Here is a 21937-nt window from a genome sequence, read left to right on the forward strand (position 1 = left end):
CTGAATCATGACTATCGCTAGTTCCAACGGTTCCAACTACTCTCAATCGCCTCTGATTCCCGACTTGGCAGAAGCCATAACTCCTAGACCCGATCGCAATACGAATAACGGGCGACAAGCTGATTTGTTCCCCCCAAAAGAGGAACATATAGAGGAAATGAAGGATGCAGTGCGGAAAATAATATTGGGCGTTGGCGAAGATCCTGAACGCGAAGGACTCCTCAAAACACCAAAGCGAGTGGCCGAGGCAATGCGGTTTCTTACCAGTGGCTACAACCAATCCCTTGAAGAACTCGTTAACGATGCCATCTTTGATGAAGGGCATAACGAGATGGTATTAGTCCGAGATATTAATTTCTTTAGTCTGTGCGAACACCACATGCTGCCATTTATGGGTAGAGCGCACGTTGCTTATATCCCCAACCAAAAAGTTGTAGGACTGAGCAAACTGGCCCGCATTGTTGAGATGTATTCCCGTCGCTTGCAAGTCCAGGAGAGATTAACCCGCCAAATTGCTGAAGCAATTCAGACCATTCTAGAACCCCAAGGCGTAGCCGTTGTGATGGAAGCTAGCCACATGTGTATGGTGATGCGAGGCGTACAGAAACCAGGTTCTTGGACTGTCACTAGCGCAATGGTTGGCGTGTTCCAAGAAGAGCATAAAACCCGTGAAGAATTTTTTAACTTGATTCGCCATCAACCAGCATTCTTTTAGAGAATGGGGAATTGGGCATTGGGCATGAAGAAGAGACAAAGTAGACAAGGAAGAGGGGGGAGACAAGGGAGAGACTTATTCAATAATTCCCCCTTGTCCCCCTTGTCCCCCTGCTCCCTGCCCCCTGCTCCCTTTCTTCTTACCCATTGCCCATTGCCCATTCCCTAATTTTTCAAACAACTTGGTTACTTTATCTAAATCCTTATCTCCAGGTGCGCGTTCTACACCACTAGATAAATCAACGCCACTAGGACTAACCTGACTTAAAGCTTCCACAATATTATCTGCTGTTAATCCCCCAGCTAAAAACCAAGGGCAATTGGGGTTAAATTGTTCTAATATTTTCCAATCTAAGGTTTTACCTGTACCACCAAGTTGTTCGGGATGGTAGGCATCAAGTAGTAAAGTATCTACGTATTTTGTGTAATTGGCCGTCGTGCCCAGATGCTCAAGACTACGAATTCTAAGTGCTTTAATAATTTCGACATTTGGTAAAGCTTGACGTAATTGGTAGCAAAAATCTGGTAATTCATCCCCGTGTAACTGAACCCCCGTCAACCCAGAATCAACAACTATCTGGCTGATTTCAAGAATACTAGGGTTGGCAAAAACTCCAATTGTGTCAATATCTGCCGGTAGTTCTGCCACTGCTGCCCGAATTTGGGATGTAGTCACGTAGCGAGGGGAGTTTGGTACACAAATAAATCCTAGCGCTGTTGCACCCAGAGAAGCGATCGCTACAGACTGCTGTGGTTGAGTGATGCCGCAAATTTTAACGCGCATGAAAATATAACAAAATATTTAGAATAATCACCTCAAAAGTCTAAACTATCTAAAAAACTTTTGGGCCTTGTAATTTTATAATCTTGAGGTCTACGTTAACTTTTCCATTTAGGAGACAAAAGCTTGATTTCATCAATTTTACTAGCAGCTGCATCTGTTCCCGCCACACCTGCGTGGAATCCTACAGTAGGCATTATCATCAGCATCAGTAGCTTAGTAATGGTTTTACTAAGTACTAGAATCGAAAAACCCCTAGTTGGTCCCAAGTTCCCCATCCTACCGATTAGTATTCCGACATTTGTTGGTGCAATGGCTTTCGGTCATATTATCGGCATTGGTATCGTTTTAGGACTGACTAACATCGGTCGTCTGTAGTTTTGCGATGATCACAAGTAACGCTGCGATCAATACAAAACTCGTCAAAACGATTTTAGTTCTTTCTCCAGCAAAGTAACTCATAAGCATCAGCCAGCCTCCGTGTAGTAAGCCTAACTAAGGGGGAGGCATTAACCTTCCCCTTGAGGAACGCTGCAACTACTTCATCAGAGGAGGATTTATATGGCTTTAGGGACGGGATTAATCCCCTCTGTAAGGCGCTTATGAGATGTGATGCGTAAAACCCCCGAATTCTATTCGGGGGATATAAGGGAAAGCAAGAAAATGGAATAACCAATGCCCAATGTCCAATGTCCAACAGTCATTAATTGTCTATTCTAGAAATAAGAGCATTTTGGAACTCGACACTACCAAATTGATGCTCAGATATATACATGTATGTATATACGCAAGTATTGCTGTATAGGAACTACTGGCGATATCTAGTTTTAGGACAATGTAATGCAAACAAATTGGAAAATTGGGTCTTTATTTGGAATTCCCCTGTTTTTAGACCCGTTATGGTTTGTGATTTTAGGGTTGGCAACCCTTAACTTTGGGGTAGCTTACCAGGAATGGGGGAATGCTATAGCTTGGAGTGCTGGAATAATTATGGCGCTGCTGCTATTTGGTTCGGTGTTGCTACATGAGTTGGGTCACAGCTTGGTAGCCCGATCGCAAGGTATTAAAGTTAATTCAATTACTCTGTTTCTGTTTGGCGGGATTGCTGCGATTGAAGAAGAATCTAAAACTCCTTTCAAAGCTTTTCAAGTAGCGATCGCTGGGCCATTGGTGAGTATCATACTATTTTTCCTGCTCAGTCTAGGAGTTATTGTAATCCCTGATACTAGTCCACTCAGTGTCATGGTTGGAGATTTGGCGAGAATTAACTTGGTGGTAGCACTATTTAACATGATTCCTGGTTTACCTCTAGATGGAGGCCAAGTGTTAAAAGCAGCACTATGGCAAATAACAGGTAATCGTTTTCAAGCCGTACACTGGGCTGCAAGGGCTGGGCAAATTTTGGGTTATGGTGCGATCGCTTTAGGATTTGTTGTAGATTTCTTGACAAGGGAGTTAGCACTTGGTTTGTGGATTGCGCTGTTAGGTTGGTTTGCTGTCCGCAACGCTAACACCTATGACAACATGACTACGTTGCAGGAAAGCCTAATTAAAGTGGTGGCGGCTGATGCGATGACTCGTGACTTTCGGGTTATCGATGCTGACCAGACACTGCGCTCCTTTGCCGATTTATACTTGTTGGAAACCGCTCCTTCACAAGTTTATTTTGCTGCTTCTGATGGACGTTACCGGGGTTTGGTTTCCATTGACGATTTTCGTTTAACCCAAAGGAGTGAATGGGAAACCCAAACCTTACACAGCATTGTGCATCCCCTAACAGAAATACCCACTGTTACTGAAGCAACAACCATAGCTGAGGTAATTAACAAGCTGGAAAATGAGCAGTTACCTCGAATTACCGTACTTTCTCCTGCTGGTGCTGTAGCTGGCGTAATTGACCGGGGAGATATTGTGCGAACATTGGCACAAAAGTTAAATTTACGGCTCACAGACGCAGAAATCAAGCGGATAAAAGAAGAAGGTAGCTATCCGCCTGGCTTGCAACTGGGAGTAATAGCGAAGTCAATTGCAAATTAAACGTCATATCCTTGTCATAGTTTTGCAATAGCTTTGTCAAAAGCTTGTGTGATATTGAATATGGTATTTGGTTACAAAATGCTTTTTTTGGGTAAGAGGTAGGATTTCCTACCTTTTTTATTTTTTAAACCTGAGTTTGACATCGTAAAATCAGAAAACAAGTTTCAAGAAAGAGCGATCGCGCTCATGACTGATTGCGGCAATCTTGGTTAGTCTCGATAAGAGTGGGAAAGCGAACATTCTCGGCTTTTTCACACGTTTCAGGTTGCTTGTCACCTTTAAAATGCGATCGCCTATTAAATTGTTATCCTAGATTTGCGAAATCCCACAAACCAAGGGTATTGGCTTGTACTCCGATTAGTGTGGCTAAGAGTTCGCCATCCTGTTTACTGATTAGAGTATCGTTGGTGTTGGTGCCAATGCCTTGAGTAATTGCGATCTGTTCAAAAGTCAGACCATTCAATAATCCTAGATAATCGCTACCAACTGTAAAGTTGAAAATAGTGTCACTTCCAGACTCGCTCGCCAGCACAAACATATCACGACCGCTACCGCCGTATAATGTATCTTCACCTGTTCCACCATTCAGGATGTTGTCACCGCCACCTGTAAGATAATCGTTGCCACCCCTGTTGTTGATCGGCTCCTTCTCGGCATTGCCAAAGAGATAATTATCTCCGTCCTGCACTTGCGGGATATCGGCATAAAGCACATCGTTACCAGCACCACCTTCTAGTGAGTTGTTACCAGCGCCACCGTAGAGCCGATCGTCACCGTCATTACCAAAGAGATAATCATCTCCGTTCTCTCCTTTCAGGATATCGGCATTGTCGCCACCCTGAAGATTGTCATTACCACTGCCTCCATAAAGAGTATCAGTACCTTCTTGTCCAAATAGTTGGTCGTCACCGTCGCCGCCTACGATCTGGTCATCACCCAATCCAGCTTCTAGGTAGTCATTATCAGCACCACCATCTAGGATGTCGTTGCCTGCGCCGCCGTAGAGTTGGTCGTTACCCGATCCGGCTAAGAGTTGGTCATTGCCTAACCCACCTTCTAAGTAGTCATCACCAGCACCCGCATTCAAAATGTCGTTCCCTTCTTGACCAGAGAGTAGATCGTTGCCATCGCCTCCCAAAAGATTGTCATCACCAACTCCACCATATAAATTGTCATTATCAGCGCCGCCATTGAGGGTGTCGCTACCGTCTTGACCGTAAAGGGAATCATTACCTATGCCCCCGGTCAGTTGGTCATTGCCCAATCCACCTTCAAGGTAATCATTACCAGCATTGCCATCAAGGATGTCATTGCCGTCTCGACCATATAGTTGGTCGTTGCCGTCTCGACCATATAGTTGGTCGTCACCAGCGCCACCATCTAAGTAGTCATTGCCAGTCTGCCCTAGCAGCTTATCAGCATCATTGCCCCCATAAAGGAAATCATCGCCGATGCCACCATCAAGGTAGTCACGCCCTTGCTGACCGAAGAGTTGGTCATCACCCGTACCCCCTTCAAGGCGGTCATCGTCATTGCCGCCATCAAGGTAGTCCTGACCTACTTGACCGTAAAGGCGATCGCTACCATCTCTACCATAGAGATAGTCATCTTCAGTACCACCATCCAGGAAGTCAGCGCCAGCACCACCATCTAGGATGTCGTAGCCTTGCTGACCGTAGAGGCGATCGTTACCTTCATTACCATTGAGTTCGTCATTGTCTAACCCGCCATCAAGGTAGTCATCGCCAGTATTACCGTTCAGTAAATCATCACCTTGTTGACCATAAAGGCGATCGCTACCTTCGTTGCCATTGAGTATGTCGTCGCCCGATCCACCATCGAGGTAGTCATCACCCGTTTGCCCTAAAAGGGTATCCGTCCCATTACCTCCGTAGAGAGCGTCATTTCCGGCTCCACCTTCGAGGTTGTCATCACCAGCTTGACCGTAAAGTTGATCGTTACCGTCATCGCCATAAAGTAGGTCATTATTATCACCTCCATCTATGAGGTCATTGCCTAATCCACCATATAAGCTGTCTTCACCGACTTGACCGTAGAGGCGATCGTTACCGTCGTCACCATTGAGTTGGTCATTACCGTCACCCCCATTTAGCAGGTCATTACCCAACCCGCCATTTAGGGTATCTTTATCAGCTTGACCGTAAAGTTGATCGTCCCCGTCTCCTCCAGTGAGGTAGTCCTCGCCGATGCCACCATCGAGGAGGTCATCGCCTGTGCCACCTTCAAAATAGTCATTGCCTTCCTGACCATAAAGTTGGTCATTACCTTCCTGACCATAAAGGTTGTCATCGCCTGTGCCGCCTTCGAGATAGTCATTGCCAGCATCGCCATTTAAGGTGTCTCTGCCGTCTTGACCGTAGAGTTGATCGTTGCCGTCTCCTCCATTCAGGTTGTCATTGCCAGCTTCACCTTTGAGCAGGTCTTCATCGGCTCGACCATATAGGTTGTCGTTACCGTCTCCACCGTAAAGGCGATCGCTTCCTGTGCCACCATCGAGCCAATCGTCGCCTGCTTCACCATAAATTAGGTCATTTCCACCCAACCCACTGAGGATATTCTTGCCAGCGTCGCCGAAGAGTAAATCCTCAAATTCTGAACCTTCTAGATTTTCAATGGCTTGGAGGCGATCGCCTTTGGCATCTCCAGCCCAGCCTGTATCTGTTGTGAGACTAACAGATACAGGTGTTGCTGAGGTGAAATAAGAAGCCGTATCATTGCCTTCTCCACCATTGAGATTATCGGCATCCGTACCCCCAACTAAGAAATCGTCACCGTTTTCGCCAGAGAGAGTGTCTTTACCACCTTCGCCAAAAATGATGTCGTTGCCATTTCTGGCGTTAACAACGTCATCGCCATTTCCAGCGTGAATGATATTCGCTTGGGCATCGCCGATGATTTCATCATTGAAGGCAGAGCCAATGACGTTTTCAACATTAAAGATTTGGTCAGTGCCGCCAAAGCCGTCCTTAGCGTAGTTTTGCTCTAAGTTGACTTTAACTGAAATAGGATCGCGGCGGTAGCTGACAGTATCAATGCGATCGCCACCATCAAGGGAGTCATTGCCAGCATTGCCAACTAACAGGTCATTCCCGACTAAGCCTAAGATGCGGTTATTTAAGTTGTTACCAATTAGAACATCATCAAATCCAGAGCCGATAATATTTTCTAGATTTCGTAGAGTATCTATAGTGCCAAACCCATCTAAAGCTTTGCCTGCTGCGATCGTAAAGTTTGGCTCTGTGTCGGTAGGGATGAGGCTGGCAGAAACTATAGTTGTATGGAAAGTTCCACCGGGATTTTGGTAGTTCTGTGCTTCATTAATATTTACAACTACACCACTGAGTGAGTTCTCATAGCTGACGGTATCGATTTCAGTATCACCGTCAATTAGATCATTGCCTGCTTCACCCAGTAGCAGGTCATTGCCAGCATCCCCAGACAGCTTATCATTGTCAGCACCGCCGTATAGAGTGTCAGCATCAGCCCCACCGTATAGACTATCAGTACCAACACCTCCCGCTAGCTCATCATCGCCAGCATCACCTTTGAGGAGGTCATTGCCGTCTTCGCCGAAGAGTTTGTCATTTCCCGCACCGCCATAAAGACGGTCATTGTCTATACCTCCGTAGAGGCGATCGCTGTCGTCACCACCTTCTAGCTCATCATTGCCAGCGTCACCTTTGAGAATGTCATTCCCGCCTTCACCGAAGAGTTTGTCATTCTCTGCACCCCCATTGAGAGTGTCGTTGTCTATACCCCCGTAAAGAGTGTCAGTATCATCACCACCTTCTAGCTCATCATTGCCAGCGTCACCTTTGAGAATGTCATTCCCGCCTTCACCGAAGAGTTTGTCATTCCCCTCACCGCCATTGAGAGTGTCATTGTCTATACCCCCGTATAGAGTATCAGTGTCATCACCACCTGTTAGTTCGTCATCGCCAGCATCACCTTTGAGGATGTCATTCCCGCCTTCACCGAAGAGTTTGTCATTCCCTGTACCGCCTTCGAGAGTGTCAGTACCAGCACCACCGTATATAACGTCATTACCGCCTTCGCCGTAGAGAAAATCTCTACCTCCATTTCCAGTAACATAATCGTTTCCAGCCCCTGCCCGAATCTCATCGCCTACGTCAGTACCTTCTAACACATCTGCTCCTATGCCGGTTTGAAGCGAAATGCTGCCGTCAGGTCGGTAAGTAATCCCACTACTTGGTCTAGTAGGAAATTTAGGCTTCTCAGGGAATGGTGGACGGGCTGGAGCTTGGTTGGAGTCACCTCCATCAGTTAACCCAAAAATTTCTTCAAACGCTCCTCCAATCTGTTCAAACGGTTTTCCTGCATCGTCTACAAACTTACCTGCTTTGTTAAGACGAAAGAATTTACCAGCAGAATCACTGAAGGATTCCAGTTTTTCACCGATCCACTCGGCTGTCTCCTTTCCTTTTTTATAGGTTGTTTTGGCACCATCCCAAACTTGTTCTGCACCATCTTCTGCTATTTGAGTTAGCTTTCCTCCCTCCTTAATTAGCCGCTTTCCTCCTCCAATAAATTCTTCGGCTCCACCTTCCAACTTGTTCCAAACTTGTTCTGCACCATCTCCTGCTATTTGAGTTAGCTTTTCTCCCTGCTTAATTAGCCGCTTTCCTCCTCCAATAAATTCTTCAACGCCATTTTCCCCTATTTTCCATATCTTATCAGCAACTTTTTTGCCATTTTTGATTTCTGATTCAATCAAATCTCCAGCCGCATTAGCTGTTTTTCTGATCCCGTCACCAGCTGCATTTACTGCATCTACTACTAGCTCTGTAGGCTTATCTACCAATACATCTTTTACAAACCTTGCGACCGCTTTTCCGCCTTTTAAATCCTTGATTTGCTCGACATAGCCAAGCACCTTATTAACTTTGTTCTGTATTGCTGCTGGAGGAAATCCTTCTAAGTCAAATTCTACTTTTGGGGATGAAACACCAGCAATAGAAGAACCCAAAATAACAATGTCAGCGCCAAGCCTTATATTAAGAGTTGGTTCTGGCTTTTTAAAAATATTACTGAATCCTAATTTCTCAATCTCACTCAATCGCACAATACCAGGAGATTTTGGCGATGGATCGTTGATAGTAAATCCAAGTGTTAGTCCAGTTTCTAAAGTTGTACTCAAGTTGGCAACGTTAGGAATACCAGCAAATGCACCAACTCCAACTGCTCCAGACAATTCAACTTCATTGCCTGGGTAATCTTTGACAAAAAAACCATCTTCAAAACTATGACCTGATTGAATTCCATAGGTATCAAAGCCAAAGCCTAGTTGGATTTCGGCTCCAAACTTACCCGTCAGAACACCACCTACTATTCCTACGATCGGAAAATCTACGGCAAGGGCATCATCAAATGCTAGCTTAAACTTAGGTGCGTCATAAGAAAAGAGAGTTTTATTTTCGTTTAGTAAAATACCAAAAGCTGTATCTGCTGGATCTTTAATTAGTGGAATATTAAATGTCGAAGGCAAATCTAGCGCAGGGAGTGAAATATTAGGGAGCAAGTTTTTTGTGATCTTACCTGCGGCATCAATTGTTAATTCACCAAGCTCTATTTTCTCACCACCGCTAGGAATCTTTTTAAGGAAATTGTCAAAAGAAAAAATTTCGTCTATCCGTTTAACATCAATTTCATTACCTTTTGCTTTAGCAGCAAATCCAATAACATCTAATAAACTAATTGAGTTAGAGTTATAATCTTGATCGAGGTTAATGCCATTAAAAACGTTTTGATAGAAAATGTTTTTATAATCCGAGATTAAAGGAATTTCTGTTTCCAATAATTCAAACACAGGATTCAGTGGTTTCAATGTGTTCTGAATAAACCCAAGATTGTCTTTTAGGAAACTACCACTGTAGAAAGAACCGGAATCAAAACTAACAGAAAATTTGACTGATCCTGATGCATCAGTCGTTTGTGTCGCACTAATCCCTAGCTTTTGACCGAATTTATTAAGCCTTTCATTGATTGCTGCAACTTCAGTCAATTGATTGTTTGCCATCTTTGCTTTTATTCCTAATTATCTTATCTGGATGAGTTTTACATTTAAAGTGTGTCTACAAGAAAGGGCTAATAATATATCGCCTGCTGCTTCCTCGTAACATTTCTCCAAGCTATACAACCGCGATCGCACCCCTCCCAAACCCCGATAAATTAAGTGCGATCGCATCGCATCCCATCCCAATTCCAAACCATTAGTCAGAAGAAACCAGCAAACGAATAAACATCGTCGCTCACAACTGCTATGGCTCAACTAGATGGAAAATTTATCGCACTCAACACCTTCCGGTGTTTGGGTAAACACTTACCTGTGTTTAATCATTGGGTAAATTCTTGTACTACAACTGAATCACATCAATACTCTACAGCCTTGTATCAACTTTGACGGTTGGAAAAGGTCGGGTCTTTTTGGTAGATTTACGTAAACTTTTGCGAAAAAATCAAGTTTATCGTGGGAATATTGTAGTTAACCTGTATTACTACCGAATAAATGACGGTTGAAGAAGCGATCGCACTCGTTGAGCGATTATTGGAACGGGGATGATTGCTTTCTAAATCTGTGCGATCGCACCCAATTAACAAAATGCGATATCTCACGGTAAACTACGCAATACCAAAAATCAGCGTATGTTGGCAAGTGCGATCGCATGAAATTATCGTGTTATGGGAAAACATTATGTTGGGTTTCGCTTTAATCAACCCAATCTACTCGCTAGTAACCAAACACTACCAGTTAAAAGGCGACCATTTAGAACCGCCCCCATTGTTAACACCGTGGTAGACACATTTCACACTAGTTTCCACATTTATATGGCCTTCTGAAGGATTACCATAGTAGCCTTTCACAGTCCAATTTTGAGTTAAATTACGCCCTTCAGAGCCTTTATCAATTGATAAAGATTGAGTGACGTAAGCGCTACCGTTCGTATATTTGACGGTAACAGAACCTTCTGTATGGTACTGATTTGGGCAACTGGGCACTCCGACGGGCATTGAGATTCGGATACCTTCACTTTGCCAGGATTTACCACCACCAGCAAAATCTGCACAAGCATTATCCTGACCACCACAGCTACTTGCTGGTCGCGGTGTAAAGCCTCGAATATTTCCCTGTTCTACAGTGATGTCTCCAACCCAAACATCGCCTATATGTTTATTGAAACCAAAAGTTCCAGTTTCATTTGCTAGCGCTTGTGAAGACAGCAACAACACTCCAAAAGGTAATAATCTAACTGCTGTCAAACTCTTCCAGGACGACCAACAAAGTCTCATAATCGTACTCCTGTATTACGGTAAACGACTAGAATAAAGATTTAGAAAATAGATGATAGATGAACCCCGACAAGGCTAAGAGGCTATAGAGTATCAGAGGGAGTTAACGTCCTAATACCTGTCTATATCTGTTGGCTAACTCCTGAGACAAGTTATAATCATTGCCTGTACCTGTTACCATGATCGTTGCGTTGCCATTAGGAGCACAGACAACGAAGGCAGTGCCACTGTTACTACGGTAACTTGCCCAAGTATGTGGACTTTGCTTACCAGCATCGTAGAGTTCTGGCTGCTTTCTTAAAAAGTTATAAGAGCCATCCAGACACGCACCCTGCGATCCGAATTTTGTTTCGTACCATCCCCACCAAGCTGTGTAGACTCCTGCATAGCTTGGTGTTACAGCAATAGTAACCAGCGCTGTTACAGCAAATAATGGGGAAAAGTGTTTGTTCATGAGATGCAATCCTTTGCTATTTCATCTAAGGGTTTAATCACTGGGCAGATTTCTGTACTACAACTGAATCACATCAATACTTTACAGCCTTGTATAAAGTTTGACGGTCGGAAAAAGGTCGGAAAAAGGTCAGGTCTTTTTAGTAGATTTACGTAAACTTTTTCAATAAACAAAGCTTATGGTGCGAATATCGTAGTTAATTTAGTATTTCTACGTGGATAAATGACGGTTGAAGAGGCTATCGCACTAGTAGAGGAATTATTGGAACGGGGGCACTTAACAAAAGTTCAAAAGATTGTCTTCTGTCATTCATGGGCAGGACAGACATACTTAGACATGGCTGTAGATTCCGATTACGATCCTGGTCACATTAAAGATGTTGGTTCGGAACTATGGCGATCGCTCTCTCAAGCTTTGGGCGAAAAAGTTACCAAAAATAACCTGCACGGAGTACTGAAGCGAACCGCACAGCAACAAAAGGACACAAACGCCTCCTTAACCTTAAACTTTCAACCCATCACAAATTGGGGGGAAGCAATCGACGTTTCCCACTTCTATGGACGTACTAATGAATTAGAAACTTTGAGCCAATGGATTGAGCGCGATCGCACTCGTCTGGTAGCAATACTGGGTATGGGTGGTATGGGCAAAACCGCACTCTCAGTCAAGTTGGCAGAACAATTACAGGGAGAATTCGAGTATGTAATTTGGCGATCGCTGCGGCACGCACCTTTTTTCCATGACAAGCTGACGGACTGCATCAAAATTCTTTCCAATCAACAAGCGATCGCATTGCCTGCTGACCCTCACGAGCAAATTACCTGTTTAATCGAGTACTTTCGTAAATCTCGTTGTTTGTTGATTTTAGATAACTTTGACACCCTGTTGCAACAGGGTAAGCATACAGGCTGTTACCGGGAAGGCTATGAATCTTATGGTGAGCTTTTGTGGCGATTAGGAGAAACTGGGCATCAAAGCTGTGTTCTGCTCACCAGTCGGGAAAAACCTGCTCAAGTTGCTGCTTTGGAAGGTAATGGTTTGCCAGTTCGTACCCTTGCTCTATCAGGATTAGAAATTGCAGCCGGAGAAACAATTCTCTCCCTGAAAGGGCTATTAAGTACAGAGAACGAAACCCGCCAACTAATTGACTGTTACCGTGGTAATCCCCTAGCGTTGAAAATTGCTGCAACTTCAATTCGAGACTTGTATGAAGGCAGCATTTCCCGCTTTTTTACCGAAGGTACAACAGTTTTTAATGGTATTGGCAATCTCATAGACCAGCAATTCCAGCGACTCTCTGTTTTGGAGCAACAAGTCATGTACTGGCTGGCCATTAATCGAGAAAGTGTTTCGGTGACAGAATTGCAAACAGACCTGACACCCACAGTTCCTAAATCTAAGTTAATTCAAGTTCTGGAGTCTTTATCTTGGCGTAGCTTGATTGAAAACGACACTGCGGGATTTACACAGCAACCAGTAGTAATGGAATACGTTACAGATTGCTTGATTGAGCAAATCTGCCAGGAAATCGTCACGGAATCGCCGCGATATCTGCTCAGTCATGCCTTGATGAAAGCCCAGACAAAAGACTATATCCGCGATAGTCAAATTCACCTGATTGTGCGGCCCATCCTGGAGCAACTACAAGTAACTCTTGGCTCTACTCGTCAGCTTGAGTATAAAATTAGCCGATTGATTAACAAATTACAAGATAAAAAACTCCACCCACAAGGGAATGAGGATAACAGAGACAAGGAAGAAGCAGGGGGCGTTGGGAAGAAGCAGGGGAGCAGGTGGTCACTGAGCGTAGCCGAAGTGGAGCAGGGAGAAAAGGGGAAAATCCCCCTTGCCCCTCCGTCTCTTCCCAATGCCCCATACCTAGATACAGTTGGGTATGGTAGCGGCAACCTGCTGAATTTATTGGCTCAATTAGAAACTGATTTGACTGGGTATGATTTTTCTCGTCTCAATATTCGACAAGCAGATTTGCGATCGCTCAACTTACATCAAGTTAATTTTACCCAAGCGACATTTCGAGAGTGTGCATTTGCTGCAACCTTTGGCGGTATTACTAGTGTTGCTTTCAGTGCTGATGGGTATCATCTTGCTATCAGTGATAGCAACGGTGGAATTTATATCTGGAACGCCAGCAATGGTAAAGAACTTTTTATCTGTAAAGAACACAACAGTTGGATTTGGAGTCTTGCCTTTAGTCCTGTGCATCCAGTTTTAGCTAGTTGCGGTCAGGATCATAAAATCAAACTTTGGGATATCACCACAGGTAAATGTCTTAAAACGTTCCAGGGACACACCAGTATAGTTACATCAATCGCCTTTAGTCCCGATGGTCAATTCCTTGCCAGTACCAGCTACGATCATACAGTCAAACTCTGGCATCTCGGTACAGACCAATGTGTGCAAACACTAGAAGGACATACAACCTCTGTTTGGAGTGTAACCTTTCATCCCACAGGTAAAACCTTAGCCAGTGCTGGTGAAGATAATACAATCAAGTTATGGAATATAGAAACTGGATGCTGTGTGCAAACCTTAATTGGCCATCAGCACTGGATAAAAGCGATCGCCTTTAACCCAGAGGGACAAAGGTTAGCCAGTGCCAGTTTCGATCAAACCGTGAAACTGTGGGATGTATCTACTGGGGTGTGGGTATGTTTGATGACCTTGGTGGGACATACAGGGCTTGTAACATCCGTAGCATTCAGTCCCCAGGGCGATCGCATAGCAAGTGCCAGCTATGACAAAACTGTGAAGATTTGGGATACCAACACTGGCAAATGTTTGGATACCCTCAATAAGCATAGAAGCCGGATTTGGTCAATAGCTTTTCACCCCCAAGGACACTTAATTGCTAGTGGTGGAGATGACCATGCAGCTAGAGTATGGGAGCTTCATACCGGAAAGTGTACTAAAACCTTGCAAGGGCATAGCAATATTATTTACGCGATTGCCCACTGTGAGCAACAAAACCTCCTGGCTAGTGGACACGAAGACCAAACAATCAAACTTTGGGATATCAATCTCAGTGCCCCACAACTCTTAAAAGTTGACCTCCAGCCTTTTCGGGTACTACATGGACATAGCAATCGTGTCTTCAGTGTTGCATTCAGTCCCGATCGGCAATTCCTGGCTAGTGCTAGTGCCGATCGCACCATTAAACTCTGGAGTCCCTATACAGGACAATGCCTCAAAACCTTGTATGGTCATGGAAGCTGGGTTTGGACGATCGCGTTCAGTCCCGACAGTAACTTGCTTGCTAGTGGCAGTTACGACCACACAGTTAAGATTTGGGATGTACGTTCTGGTGAATGTTTACAAACATTGCTGGGACATCCTGGTTGTGTATTGGCGATCGCTTTTAGTCCTGACAGCAAAACTCTCTTCAGTAGTGGCTATGAAAAGATAGTTAAACGATGGGATGTTAAAACAGGCATCTGTCTCAATACTTGGGAAGCAGATTCCAACCGTGTTTGGGCAGTTACCGTCAGTCCAGATAGTCAGTATATTGCAAGTGGTGGTGATGAGCAGACAGTGAAACTGTGGGACATTCACACCGGAAGTTGTCACCGGATATTCCAGGGACATACTGGCCAAATTGTCTGTATTCTATTCACCGCCGATGGTAGCCGCATGATTAGCGGTAGTAGCGATCGCACCATCAAAATTTGGCATATAGCTACTGGAGACTGCCTTGCTACACTAGAAAATCACCAAAATTGGATATGGTCGCTCAGTTTGAGCCACAACGAGCAAACTCTCCTCAGCGGTAGCCAAGATGAAACCATCAACTGTTGGGATCTCGCTACAGGGGAATGTCAACAAACTTTAAGACCAGCCCGTCCTTATGAAGGCATGATTATTACTGAAGTGATGGGTTTGACTGAAGCAGAGGTAGCAACTTTAAAAGCTTTAGGGGCAAAATAAATGAATCTGCTGAAGCACTGGATTATATCATGTCCGGCTGATTAGTGATAATTTCTCCGCCCGCTGCGGTCTTAATAATAAGTCTTTAACTGGACACGATATTACCCGAAAGTTCCCATTGTCTACATCCAAATACTTGGAAAATTATTAAAACTTCAAGTTTAAAATGAGTAAAATGTAAGTACGTGATATACTACGTCTCTCACTTACCCTGGTTTTATGGCACTGCCAATTGTTGCAATTATCGGACGCCCAAATGTGGGCAAATCCACCCTGGTTAATCGACTCGCCGGGGAACAAACGGCGATTGTCCATGATGAACCGGGAGTGACACGCGATCGCACTTACATGCCAGCTTTCTGGAATGGCCGCGAATTTTTAGTCGTAGACACTGGTGGATTAGTCTTTAATGATGATACCGAATTTCTACCACTGATACGCCAGCAGGCAATGACAGCCCTTGCAGAAGCCTGTGCCGCAATTTTTGTCGTAGATGGTCAAACAGGCCCCACATCGGCAGACCAAGAAATCGCCGAATGGATGCGCCAACAACGCGTACCTGTGCTACTAACTGTAAATAAATGTGAATCTCCAGACCAAGGCTTAATGCAAGCTGCCGAGTTTTGGGAATTGGGTTTGGGCGAACCATACCCCATCTCCGCAATTCATGGTAGTGGCACAGGAGAGTTACTCGACGAGTTAGTTAATCACATACCTGCTGTTGAAGACATCCCAGAAACGAATGAAATCAAAGTAGCAATTGTGGGCCGCCCAAATGTGGGCAAATCGAGCTTACTCAATTCTTTTGTTGGCGAAGAAAGGGCAATTGTCAGCCCAATTTCTGGCACAACCCGCGATGCCATTGACACCGTTATTGAACGAGAAGGACAAACCTACCGCTTAATTGACACCGCCGGCATTCGCAAAAAGAAACACATAGAATACGGCACAGAATTCTTTAGTATTAACCGTGCCTTCAAAGCGATTCGTCGCGCTGACGTGGTTTTATTAGTACTAGATGCTGTAGATGGAGTCACAGAGCAAGACCAAAAATTAGCTGGGCGGATTATCGAAGAAGGTCGAGCTTGCATCATCGTCGTTAATAAGTGGGATGCTGTTGAAAAAGACTCTTACACAATCTACGACTACGAAAAAACTCTGCAATCACGGTTACATTTTACCGAATGGGCAGAAACAATTTTTGTGAGTGCCTTGTCGGGACAACGGGTAGAAAAAATTCTAGAGTTGGTGAAAACGGCGGCTGAATCACACAAACGGCGTGTCAGCACATCAGTTATTAACGAAGTTTTAACAGATGCCGTTAGCTGGCATTCACCGCCAGCATCCCGTGGTGGTCGTCAGGGCAAGATCTATTATGGTACACAAGTAAGTAGCCAACCACCAACGATCGCACTATTTGTCAATGATTCCAAACGCTTCAACGACAACTACCGCCGATACATTGAACGTCAATTCCGTCAACAGCTAGGATTTAAAGGCACGCCTATTATTTTACTCTGGCGCAGCAAAAAAGTCCGTGATGCCGAAATTGGTAATGTTAATAGAGCAACTCGCGTCAAATTAAGTTAGGAAACGCGATGAATCGCGTCTGTACAAGAGTTATGAGTTAAAGTCAGAATTGCTTGCTAACTATAAAACTCTATCGACTAGAGTTTGATAGCGACAGAAGGTGAAAGTTATGAGTTTAAGTCAACACTCATAACTCCTTACTCCTAACTCCTTACTTTTAACTCTTAACTCTAAAATGGATTTATTGCGATCGCTGCCACTTGGACTTTATTTAGAACAACCCCAAACTTGGCTGCATAAAATCGATCCGCGAGTCAAGTTCGCCTGGTTGATGAGCTTTTTAACAAGCTATGTTTTAGCTAACAACTTTTGGCGGGTATTGCTGGTAGTACTGTTGATTATTGCCACCTTGATTGCTAGGATTCCCCGGCGAGTATGGCAGCAACAAATGGGCTGGCTATTAATGCTATCCTTTTTTGTCTTAGCGATCGGAGCCATCAGTCCTGATGGAATGGGTGTAGATTATCAGCCACGCCTGCCAGCTAATGAACAAATATTAACCCAGCCAGCGAACTCCAAGAATATTGTTCCAGAGCAAACAAGTAATAACAAAAAATACAACTATGTGCTATTGCAGAAAGGCCCAGTCAAAGTAACTCGCCGCTCCTTGGATTTGGCTGTACGTCTGAGTACAATTATATTTACCGTAATTTACAGCACCAACCTCTATCTGCTAACAACCGCACCAGAAGAAATTACATCTGGTATAGAAAGCCTAATGCAACCCCTGCGACGCTTCAAATTGCCTGTCACAGAAATTGCTTTAACTTTAACCTTGTCCTTGCGCTTTATTCCTCTAGTTTTAGAAGAAGTGCAAAACTTATTTCGTTCTGTGATGACAAGGGCAATTAATTGGAAAAAGCTGGGATTGAAAGGAGGCTTCAAAGTTTGGATGACAGTCGCAGAGAGATTGTTAGAAAATCTGCTCTTACGAGCCGATCAAATGGCGAATGCAATGATGGTGCGGGGTTTTACCAGTCCCAACGAGCATCGAGTGCAGTGGCACGACTTACGATTCAAAGGGCGTGACTGGCTTGCTATTGCAACTTTAATTGTATTTTGGGGAATACGGCTAGCTATAGGAACTCAGGTCTAATTTTGCACCGAAAAGGTAGTATAGCGGTGTGCAGTTGAGTAAGATACAAAAACTTTACTGAAACGATTTCATAGTAAGGATTTTGGTTTTCTCATCTAATCGATAACTGCTATATTTTCTTTTCGCGCTTTCCCATCTCCCCTTCACAGGCCCTTTATTAGGTTGTCTATACCACTATGTGGTATAGAAAATTGAACAGTTATTCCACCAGAAAATTGATCCCATACCATTTTACGTAGCTTTTTAGTATGAACCAGATTATTTTGCTGTTTTAGGTCGCGTGCAACAAATTTTTGGCTAGCTGCCAGTGATGCAAGTGGGTGCGGGAAGTGTCGCAGACAGCGATCCTGAATAAAGCATGGTATGAATCTCTGCACAAAGCCCAGGCACAATTGACAATGCTGAATAGGGAATAGTTTTTTTCTAGTCCCCAATTCCCATTCCCCATTCCCCAATTCCCATTCCCCATTCCCCAATTCCCAATCCCCACTTCGCACTTAAGTTAGCTATTTTGTGCCATTTAGCAATAGTTGTGGCAGTATGGAAAGAAGTTGAAAAGTTCGCTGTTGCCGTTGGGAGCTTCAAAGGGTGTTTTCCCTTGCTACGTCGAACTTTTAACAAGAGGATCAGGACTATCTTGTACCTTGTTCCGACAGATTGGTAAATTGAAGTCACCAAAGCAGATGGTGATGTTTCTCAACCAGCCTTTACTCTCTGAATCCACGCTTTGCGGCTTCTGTTGTACCATTTCGCTTCACTACCACTAGCTTCATCTGCCAATTAGAAACTAGATCAAGGTCTTCGTAACCGCAGTTTTGCATTTTAAGCAAATATTCTGACGAATGTTGGTATTATCGTCTGAATGTTTGTAATTCACTGCGAAAAGATATATATACTCCCACCTTGACTACACCTTGACTCATAAATGAATCCAGAAAACGCAGAAACTTACATAAACCATCCAACTTGGGGTTTACTCTACAAAATCTGTATGGTTGATGAGACCCAGGATTTGTTCACCACACTTTATGCCCAGCGCCTGTTTTTTTTGGTCGCAAATGACGTTAAAGGTGTCAAATTCCAGCCAATAGGACGAACTGAGGCTAGAATGATGTTGGAAAATCGCTTACGTACCCTGCGGCGCAGTGGACATTCTCAGGAGTACGATCAACTTCAAAGTGTTTTCCAACGCACCTTCCAATGAACAGTTCGATTTCCGAACGTATTGTTTCCATTCGTTCTTCCTTACCAACTTCAGTCAAATTGATTGCTGTTAGCAAACAAGTTTCTGCCCAGGCCATTCGGTCTGCATACTCCGCAGGAATTCGTGATTTTGCGGAGAGTCGCATCCAAGAAGCTGCCAGTAAACAAGCCGAGTTGCAAGACTTACCGGATATTACCTGGCACTTTATTGGACATTTGCAAAGCAATAAAGCTAAAAAAGCCCTCGAAAAATTCTCTTGGATTCACTCTGTGGATAATTTGAAGCTGGCACAGCGCTTAGATCAATTGGCGCAACAGCTAGGGGTGAGTCCCAAAGTTTGCTTGCAAGTGAAAATTCTCCCCGATCCCAACAAATCTGGTTGGAGTGTGTCAGAACTTTTGGCTGATTTACCCATACTCGATCAATACAAAAATTTACAAATTCAAGGTTTGATGACAATTCCACCTTCAGGATTAAACGATCCCGAAATTTTGAATGTGTTTAATCTCAATCGTGAGCTAGCAAAGAAAATCCAGGAGCAACATTGGTTGCACATTAAAATGCAGGAACTATCTATGGGTATGTCAAGCGACTATGAACTAGCAGTACAAGCAGGTGCAACGATGGTACGATTAGGAACTATATTGTTTGGCGATCGCTCTTAAGCATATTACACATCCCTCTTTCGGTTGAGTATCAAGTACAAGCAGGAGCAATGAGGGTGTAATTAGTAACAATATTGTTTGGCGATCGCTCTTAGCCCTCGACAGTCAGCTTTTCAGGTCAGTATTAATAGAGATCAGGATTTGATGACAAGAATTTTGTAAGAGACTGGTGCAATTAGAAACAAAGGATATAGTATTGACAAGAGCAATCGCCAAGGGAAAATGGGGTAAAAAGAACTTTCCTTCGGACAAACCTTAGGATATAATCTTGACTCATTATTATGTTTAGGCGATGCACAGACCTTTCCAATAAGTGTCGGTTCATCGCCAAAACCCGTAGTATGGGCTACAAATAGCAATATACTTGCTGGAGTATCCACCGATGTAGCGATTGCTCCTATCTCAATAAATCCTAAGCCAAGTCAATACAGGCTATTCGCACCAGGAGAGTACACAGACAATGAACAACATCTTTTCCAAACTCAGAGACTTTGTAGGTCTAAATGAGCAAGTGGAATACGAATATTACGAAGAAGAACCAGAAACAGATAATAATAATTACCAAAATCTGTATCAGCAAGAAAATCCCCAACCCGCAGCCCCACAAGAGAGCGCAACCGCTCAGAATCGACGCTGGCGGGAACCAGTGCCTACAATGGGAGATGATATCGCAGCAGGTTCAAAGCCAATGGGGAATGTAATTGGTATGCCAGGAGCAATTAACGGAATTTCGGAAGTTTTAGTCCTCGAACCACGCACCTTTGAAGAAATGCCCCAGGCAATTCAAGCGTTGCGAGAACGGAAGTCAGTGGTATTAAATCTGACAATCATGGACCCAGACCAAGCTCAACGAGCAGTAGATTTTGTTGCAGGTGGTACTTACGCACTAGATGGACATCAAGAGCGCATCGGTGAAAGCATCTTCTTGTTTACACCAAGCTGTGTCCAAGTTAGCACCCAAGGTGGCGTTCTTCATGAAGTACCACAACCGCCAGCACGTCCTTCTCGTCCTACAGGTTCTCCAAATCAAACCTGGGGCAACGAAACTAACCGGATGGCACAATAGAGTTAAATTAGTTGTTAGTCCTTTGTCCTTTGTCATTTATCTAGGATTTTGATCGTAGTGGCAAATGACAAACGACAGAGGACTAATGACAAATGACTAACGATCAATGACTATAAAATTTGGTTTAATTGGTGGTGGGGTAATGGGAGAAGCGCTCTTATCCTGCCTTATCGCGCGTGGAATTTATCAATCATCAGAAGTCATAGTTAGCGAACCGCTACCTTCACGTCTAGATTTTTTGCAACAGCAATACGGTGTTGCTGTGACGACAGATAATAGTGAGGTTTTCACTCAAGCAAAAGAAGTTGTATTTTTGGCAGTGAAACCGCAGGTGTTCAGCGCGATCGCGCAAGAATTAGCAGATATTGATATTATTAATAGAGAACAATCACCCCTGATAATTTCCATATTGGCGGGTGTGCCCTTAAGTCAGCTAGAAGCTGCATTTGTGCAATTGCCAGTTATCAGAGCAATGCCCAACACTCCAGCCACTGTGGGAGCAGGAATTACCGCCATTTGTTCCGGTGCATATACCAATACCAAGCATCACCAAATAGCACAACAAGTTTTTTCTGCTGTGGGCGAAGTTGTGGAAGTCTCAGAAGGGCTGATGGATGCAGTCACAGGGCTATCTGGTAGTGGCCCCGCTTACGTGGCGCTGCTAGTAGAATCACTTGCTGATGGCGGAGTATCCGCAGGTTTACCTAGAGCAATTGCCAATCAATTAGCATTGCAAACCGTACTGGGAACAGCGAAACTGTTGTATGAAACCAAAATGCACCCAGCAGAACTTAAAGATCGCGTTACCAGTCCCGGTGGTACAACCATTGCGGGAATTGCCAAGCTAGAACAGGCAGGATTTCGTTCAGCTTTAATTGAAGCAGTGAAAGCTGCCACAGAGCGATCGCAAGAACTGGGAAAATGAGAGACTGGGGACTAAGGGCTTAGGGACTGGGAAAAAGTTTTCCAAATACCCAGTACCCAATCCCCAACGCCCAGTACCTAATCCCTAACGAAGTTGACAAAAGACTCGTTAGTATAGTAAACAATCTGGTTGCA

At 44.1% G+C, this 21937-nt stretch carries 18 protein-coding genes; 11 read left to right on the forward strand and 7 right to left on the reverse strand.

The genetic code is table 11. The features are described from left to right. Positions 1–7 precede the first annotated feature (7 nt). Positions 8–715: a GTP cyclohydrolase I FolE gene (gene folE / locus FBB35_RS20765; protein ID WP_114080905.1), complete on the forward strand. Its 708-nt coding sequence runs from the start codon at positions 8–10 to the stop codon at positions 713–715. A gap of 75 nt (positions 716–790) precedes the next feature. On the opposite strand, the gene FBB35_RS20770 is transcribed toward folE, so the two are convergent. Next, complete coding sequence (locus FBB35_RS20770; protein WP_174711216.1) at positions 791–1498, reverse strand: phosphoribosylanthranilate isomerase; 708 nt, start codon at positions 1496–1498, stop codon at positions 791–793. A gap of 123 nt (positions 1499–1621) precedes the next feature. Here FBB35_RS20770 and psaK point away from each other — a divergent pair, with 123 nt between their 5' ends. Together psaK and FBB35_RS20780 are read left to right on the forward strand one after the other, a co-directional pair. Continuing rightward, complete coding sequence (gene psaK / locus FBB35_RS20775) at positions 1622–1873, forward strand: photosystem I reaction center subunit PsaK (RefSeq protein WP_174711217.1); 252 nt, start codon at positions 1622–1624, stop codon at positions 1871–1873. 462 nt (positions 1874–2335) lie between these two features. After that, the gene (locus tag FBB35_RS20780; RefSeq protein ID WP_174711218.1) at positions 2336–3532 is read left to right on the forward strand and encodes a site-2 protease family protein; all 1197 of its coding nucleotides are present in this window, start codon (positions 2336–2338) and stop codon (positions 3530–3532) included. A gap of 304 nt (positions 3533–3836) precedes the next feature. Here FBB35_RS20780 and FBB35_RS34905 read toward each other — a convergent pair whose 3' ends face one another. Both FBB35_RS34905 and FBB35_RS20790 read right to left on the reverse strand, forming a co-directional pair. Then, positions 3837–9590 (reverse strand): calcium-binding protein, encoded by a 5754-nt coding sequence (locus FBB35_RS34905; protein WP_174711219.1) that lies wholly within the window; start codon positions 9588–9590, stop codon positions 3837–3839. An 18-nt stretch (positions 9591–9608) separates the two neighbouring features. Then, positions 9609–9779 (reverse strand): hypothetical protein, encoded by a 171-nt coding sequence (locus FBB35_RS20790; protein WP_174711220.1) that lies wholly within the window; start codon positions 9777–9779, stop codon positions 9609–9611. 54 nt (positions 9780–9833) lie between these two features. Here FBB35_RS20790 and FBB35_RS20795 point away from each other — a divergent pair, with 54 nt between their 5' ends. Continuing rightward, positions 9834–9974, forward strand: coding sequence for a hypothetical protein (locus FBB35_RS20795; RefSeq protein ID WP_174711221.1), 141 nt, complete (start codon positions 9834–9836; stop codon positions 9972–9974). A 32-nt stretch (positions 9975–10006) separates the two neighbouring features. On the opposite strand, the gene FBB35_RS20800 is transcribed toward FBB35_RS20795, so the two are convergent. From FBB35_RS20800 to FBB35_RS20810, 3 genes are all read right to left on the reverse strand, one after another. Next, a complete protein-coding gene (locus FBB35_RS20800; RefSeq protein ID WP_174711222.1) occupies positions 10007–10186 on the reverse strand; it encodes a hypothetical protein in 180 nt (59 codons plus the stop codon). Between the two features lie 129 nt (positions 10187–10315). Continuing rightward, positions 10316–10861, reverse strand: coding sequence for a hypothetical protein (locus FBB35_RS20805; RefSeq protein ID WP_174711223.1), 546 nt, complete (start codon positions 10859–10861; stop codon positions 10316–10318). Between the two features lie 103 nt (positions 10862–10964). Beyond that, entirely contained in the window at positions 10965–11315 is a 351-nt protein-coding gene (locus FBB35_RS20810) for a hypothetical protein (protein WP_174711224.1), read from the reverse strand. Between the two features lie 222 nt (positions 11316–11537). Here FBB35_RS20810 and FBB35_RS20815 point away from each other — a divergent pair, with 222 nt between their 5' ends. The 3 genes from FBB35_RS20815 (at position 11538) to FBB35_RS20825 (ending at position 17943) form a co-directional block, all read left to right on the forward strand. Then, positions 11538–15257: a WD40 repeat domain-containing protein gene (locus tag FBB35_RS20815; protein WP_174711225.1), complete on the forward strand. Its 3720-nt coding sequence runs from the start codon at positions 11538–11540 to the stop codon at positions 15255–15257. 219 nt (positions 15258–15476) lie between these two features. Beyond that, positions 15477–16847, forward strand: coding sequence for a ribosome biogenesis GTPase Der (gene der / locus FBB35_RS20820; protein WP_114080909.1), 1371 nt, complete (start codon positions 15477–15479; stop codon positions 16845–16847). Between the two features lie 175 nt (positions 16848–17022). Continuing rightward, entirely contained in the window at positions 17023–17943 is a 921-nt protein-coding gene (locus FBB35_RS20825) for an energy-coupling factor transporter transmembrane protein EcfT (RefSeq protein ID WP_174711226.1), read from the forward strand. A gap of 423 nt (positions 17944–18366) precedes the next feature. On the opposite strand, the gene FBB35_RS20830 is transcribed toward FBB35_RS20825, so the two are convergent. Beyond that, positions 18367–18528 (reverse strand): hypothetical protein, encoded by a 162-nt coding sequence (locus FBB35_RS20830; protein ID WP_174707964.1) that lies wholly within the window; start codon positions 18526–18528, stop codon positions 18367–18369. Between the two features lie 340 nt (positions 18529–18868). On the opposite strand from FBB35_RS20830, the gene pipX reads away from it, so the two are divergent. From pipX to proC, 4 genes are all read left to right on the forward strand, one after another. Further along, positions 18869–19147: a transcriptional coactivator PipX gene (pipX, locus tag FBB35_RS20835; protein WP_012408389.1), complete on the forward strand. Its 279-nt coding sequence runs from the start codon at positions 18869–18871 to the stop codon at positions 19145–19147. Continuing rightward, on the forward strand, positions 19144–19812 hold the full coding sequence (locus tag FBB35_RS20840) for a YggS family pyridoxal phosphate-dependent enzyme (protein WP_174711227.1): 669 nt from the start codon (positions 19144–19146) through the stop codon (positions 19810–19812). Before pipX ends, FBB35_RS20840 begins: the two co-directional genes overlap by 4 nt. 460 nt (positions 19813–20272) lie before the next feature. Continuing rightward, positions 20273–20878 (forward strand): cell division protein SepF, encoded by a 606-nt coding sequence (locus FBB35_RS20845; RefSeq protein WP_174711228.1) that lies wholly within the window; start codon positions 20273–20275, stop codon positions 20876–20878. A gap of 106 nt (positions 20879–20984) precedes the next feature. Next, positions 20985–21803, forward strand: a complete 819-nt coding sequence (gene proC / locus FBB35_RS20850; protein ID WP_174711229.1) for a pyrroline-5-carboxylate reductase — start codon at positions 20985–20987, stop codon at positions 21801–21803. Positions 21804–21937 lie beyond the last annotated feature (134 nt).

The organism is Nostoc sp. TCL240-02 (assembly GCF_013343235.1).
GTDB lineage: Bacteria > Cyanobacteriota > Cyanobacteriia > Cyanobacteriales > Nostocaceae > Nostoc.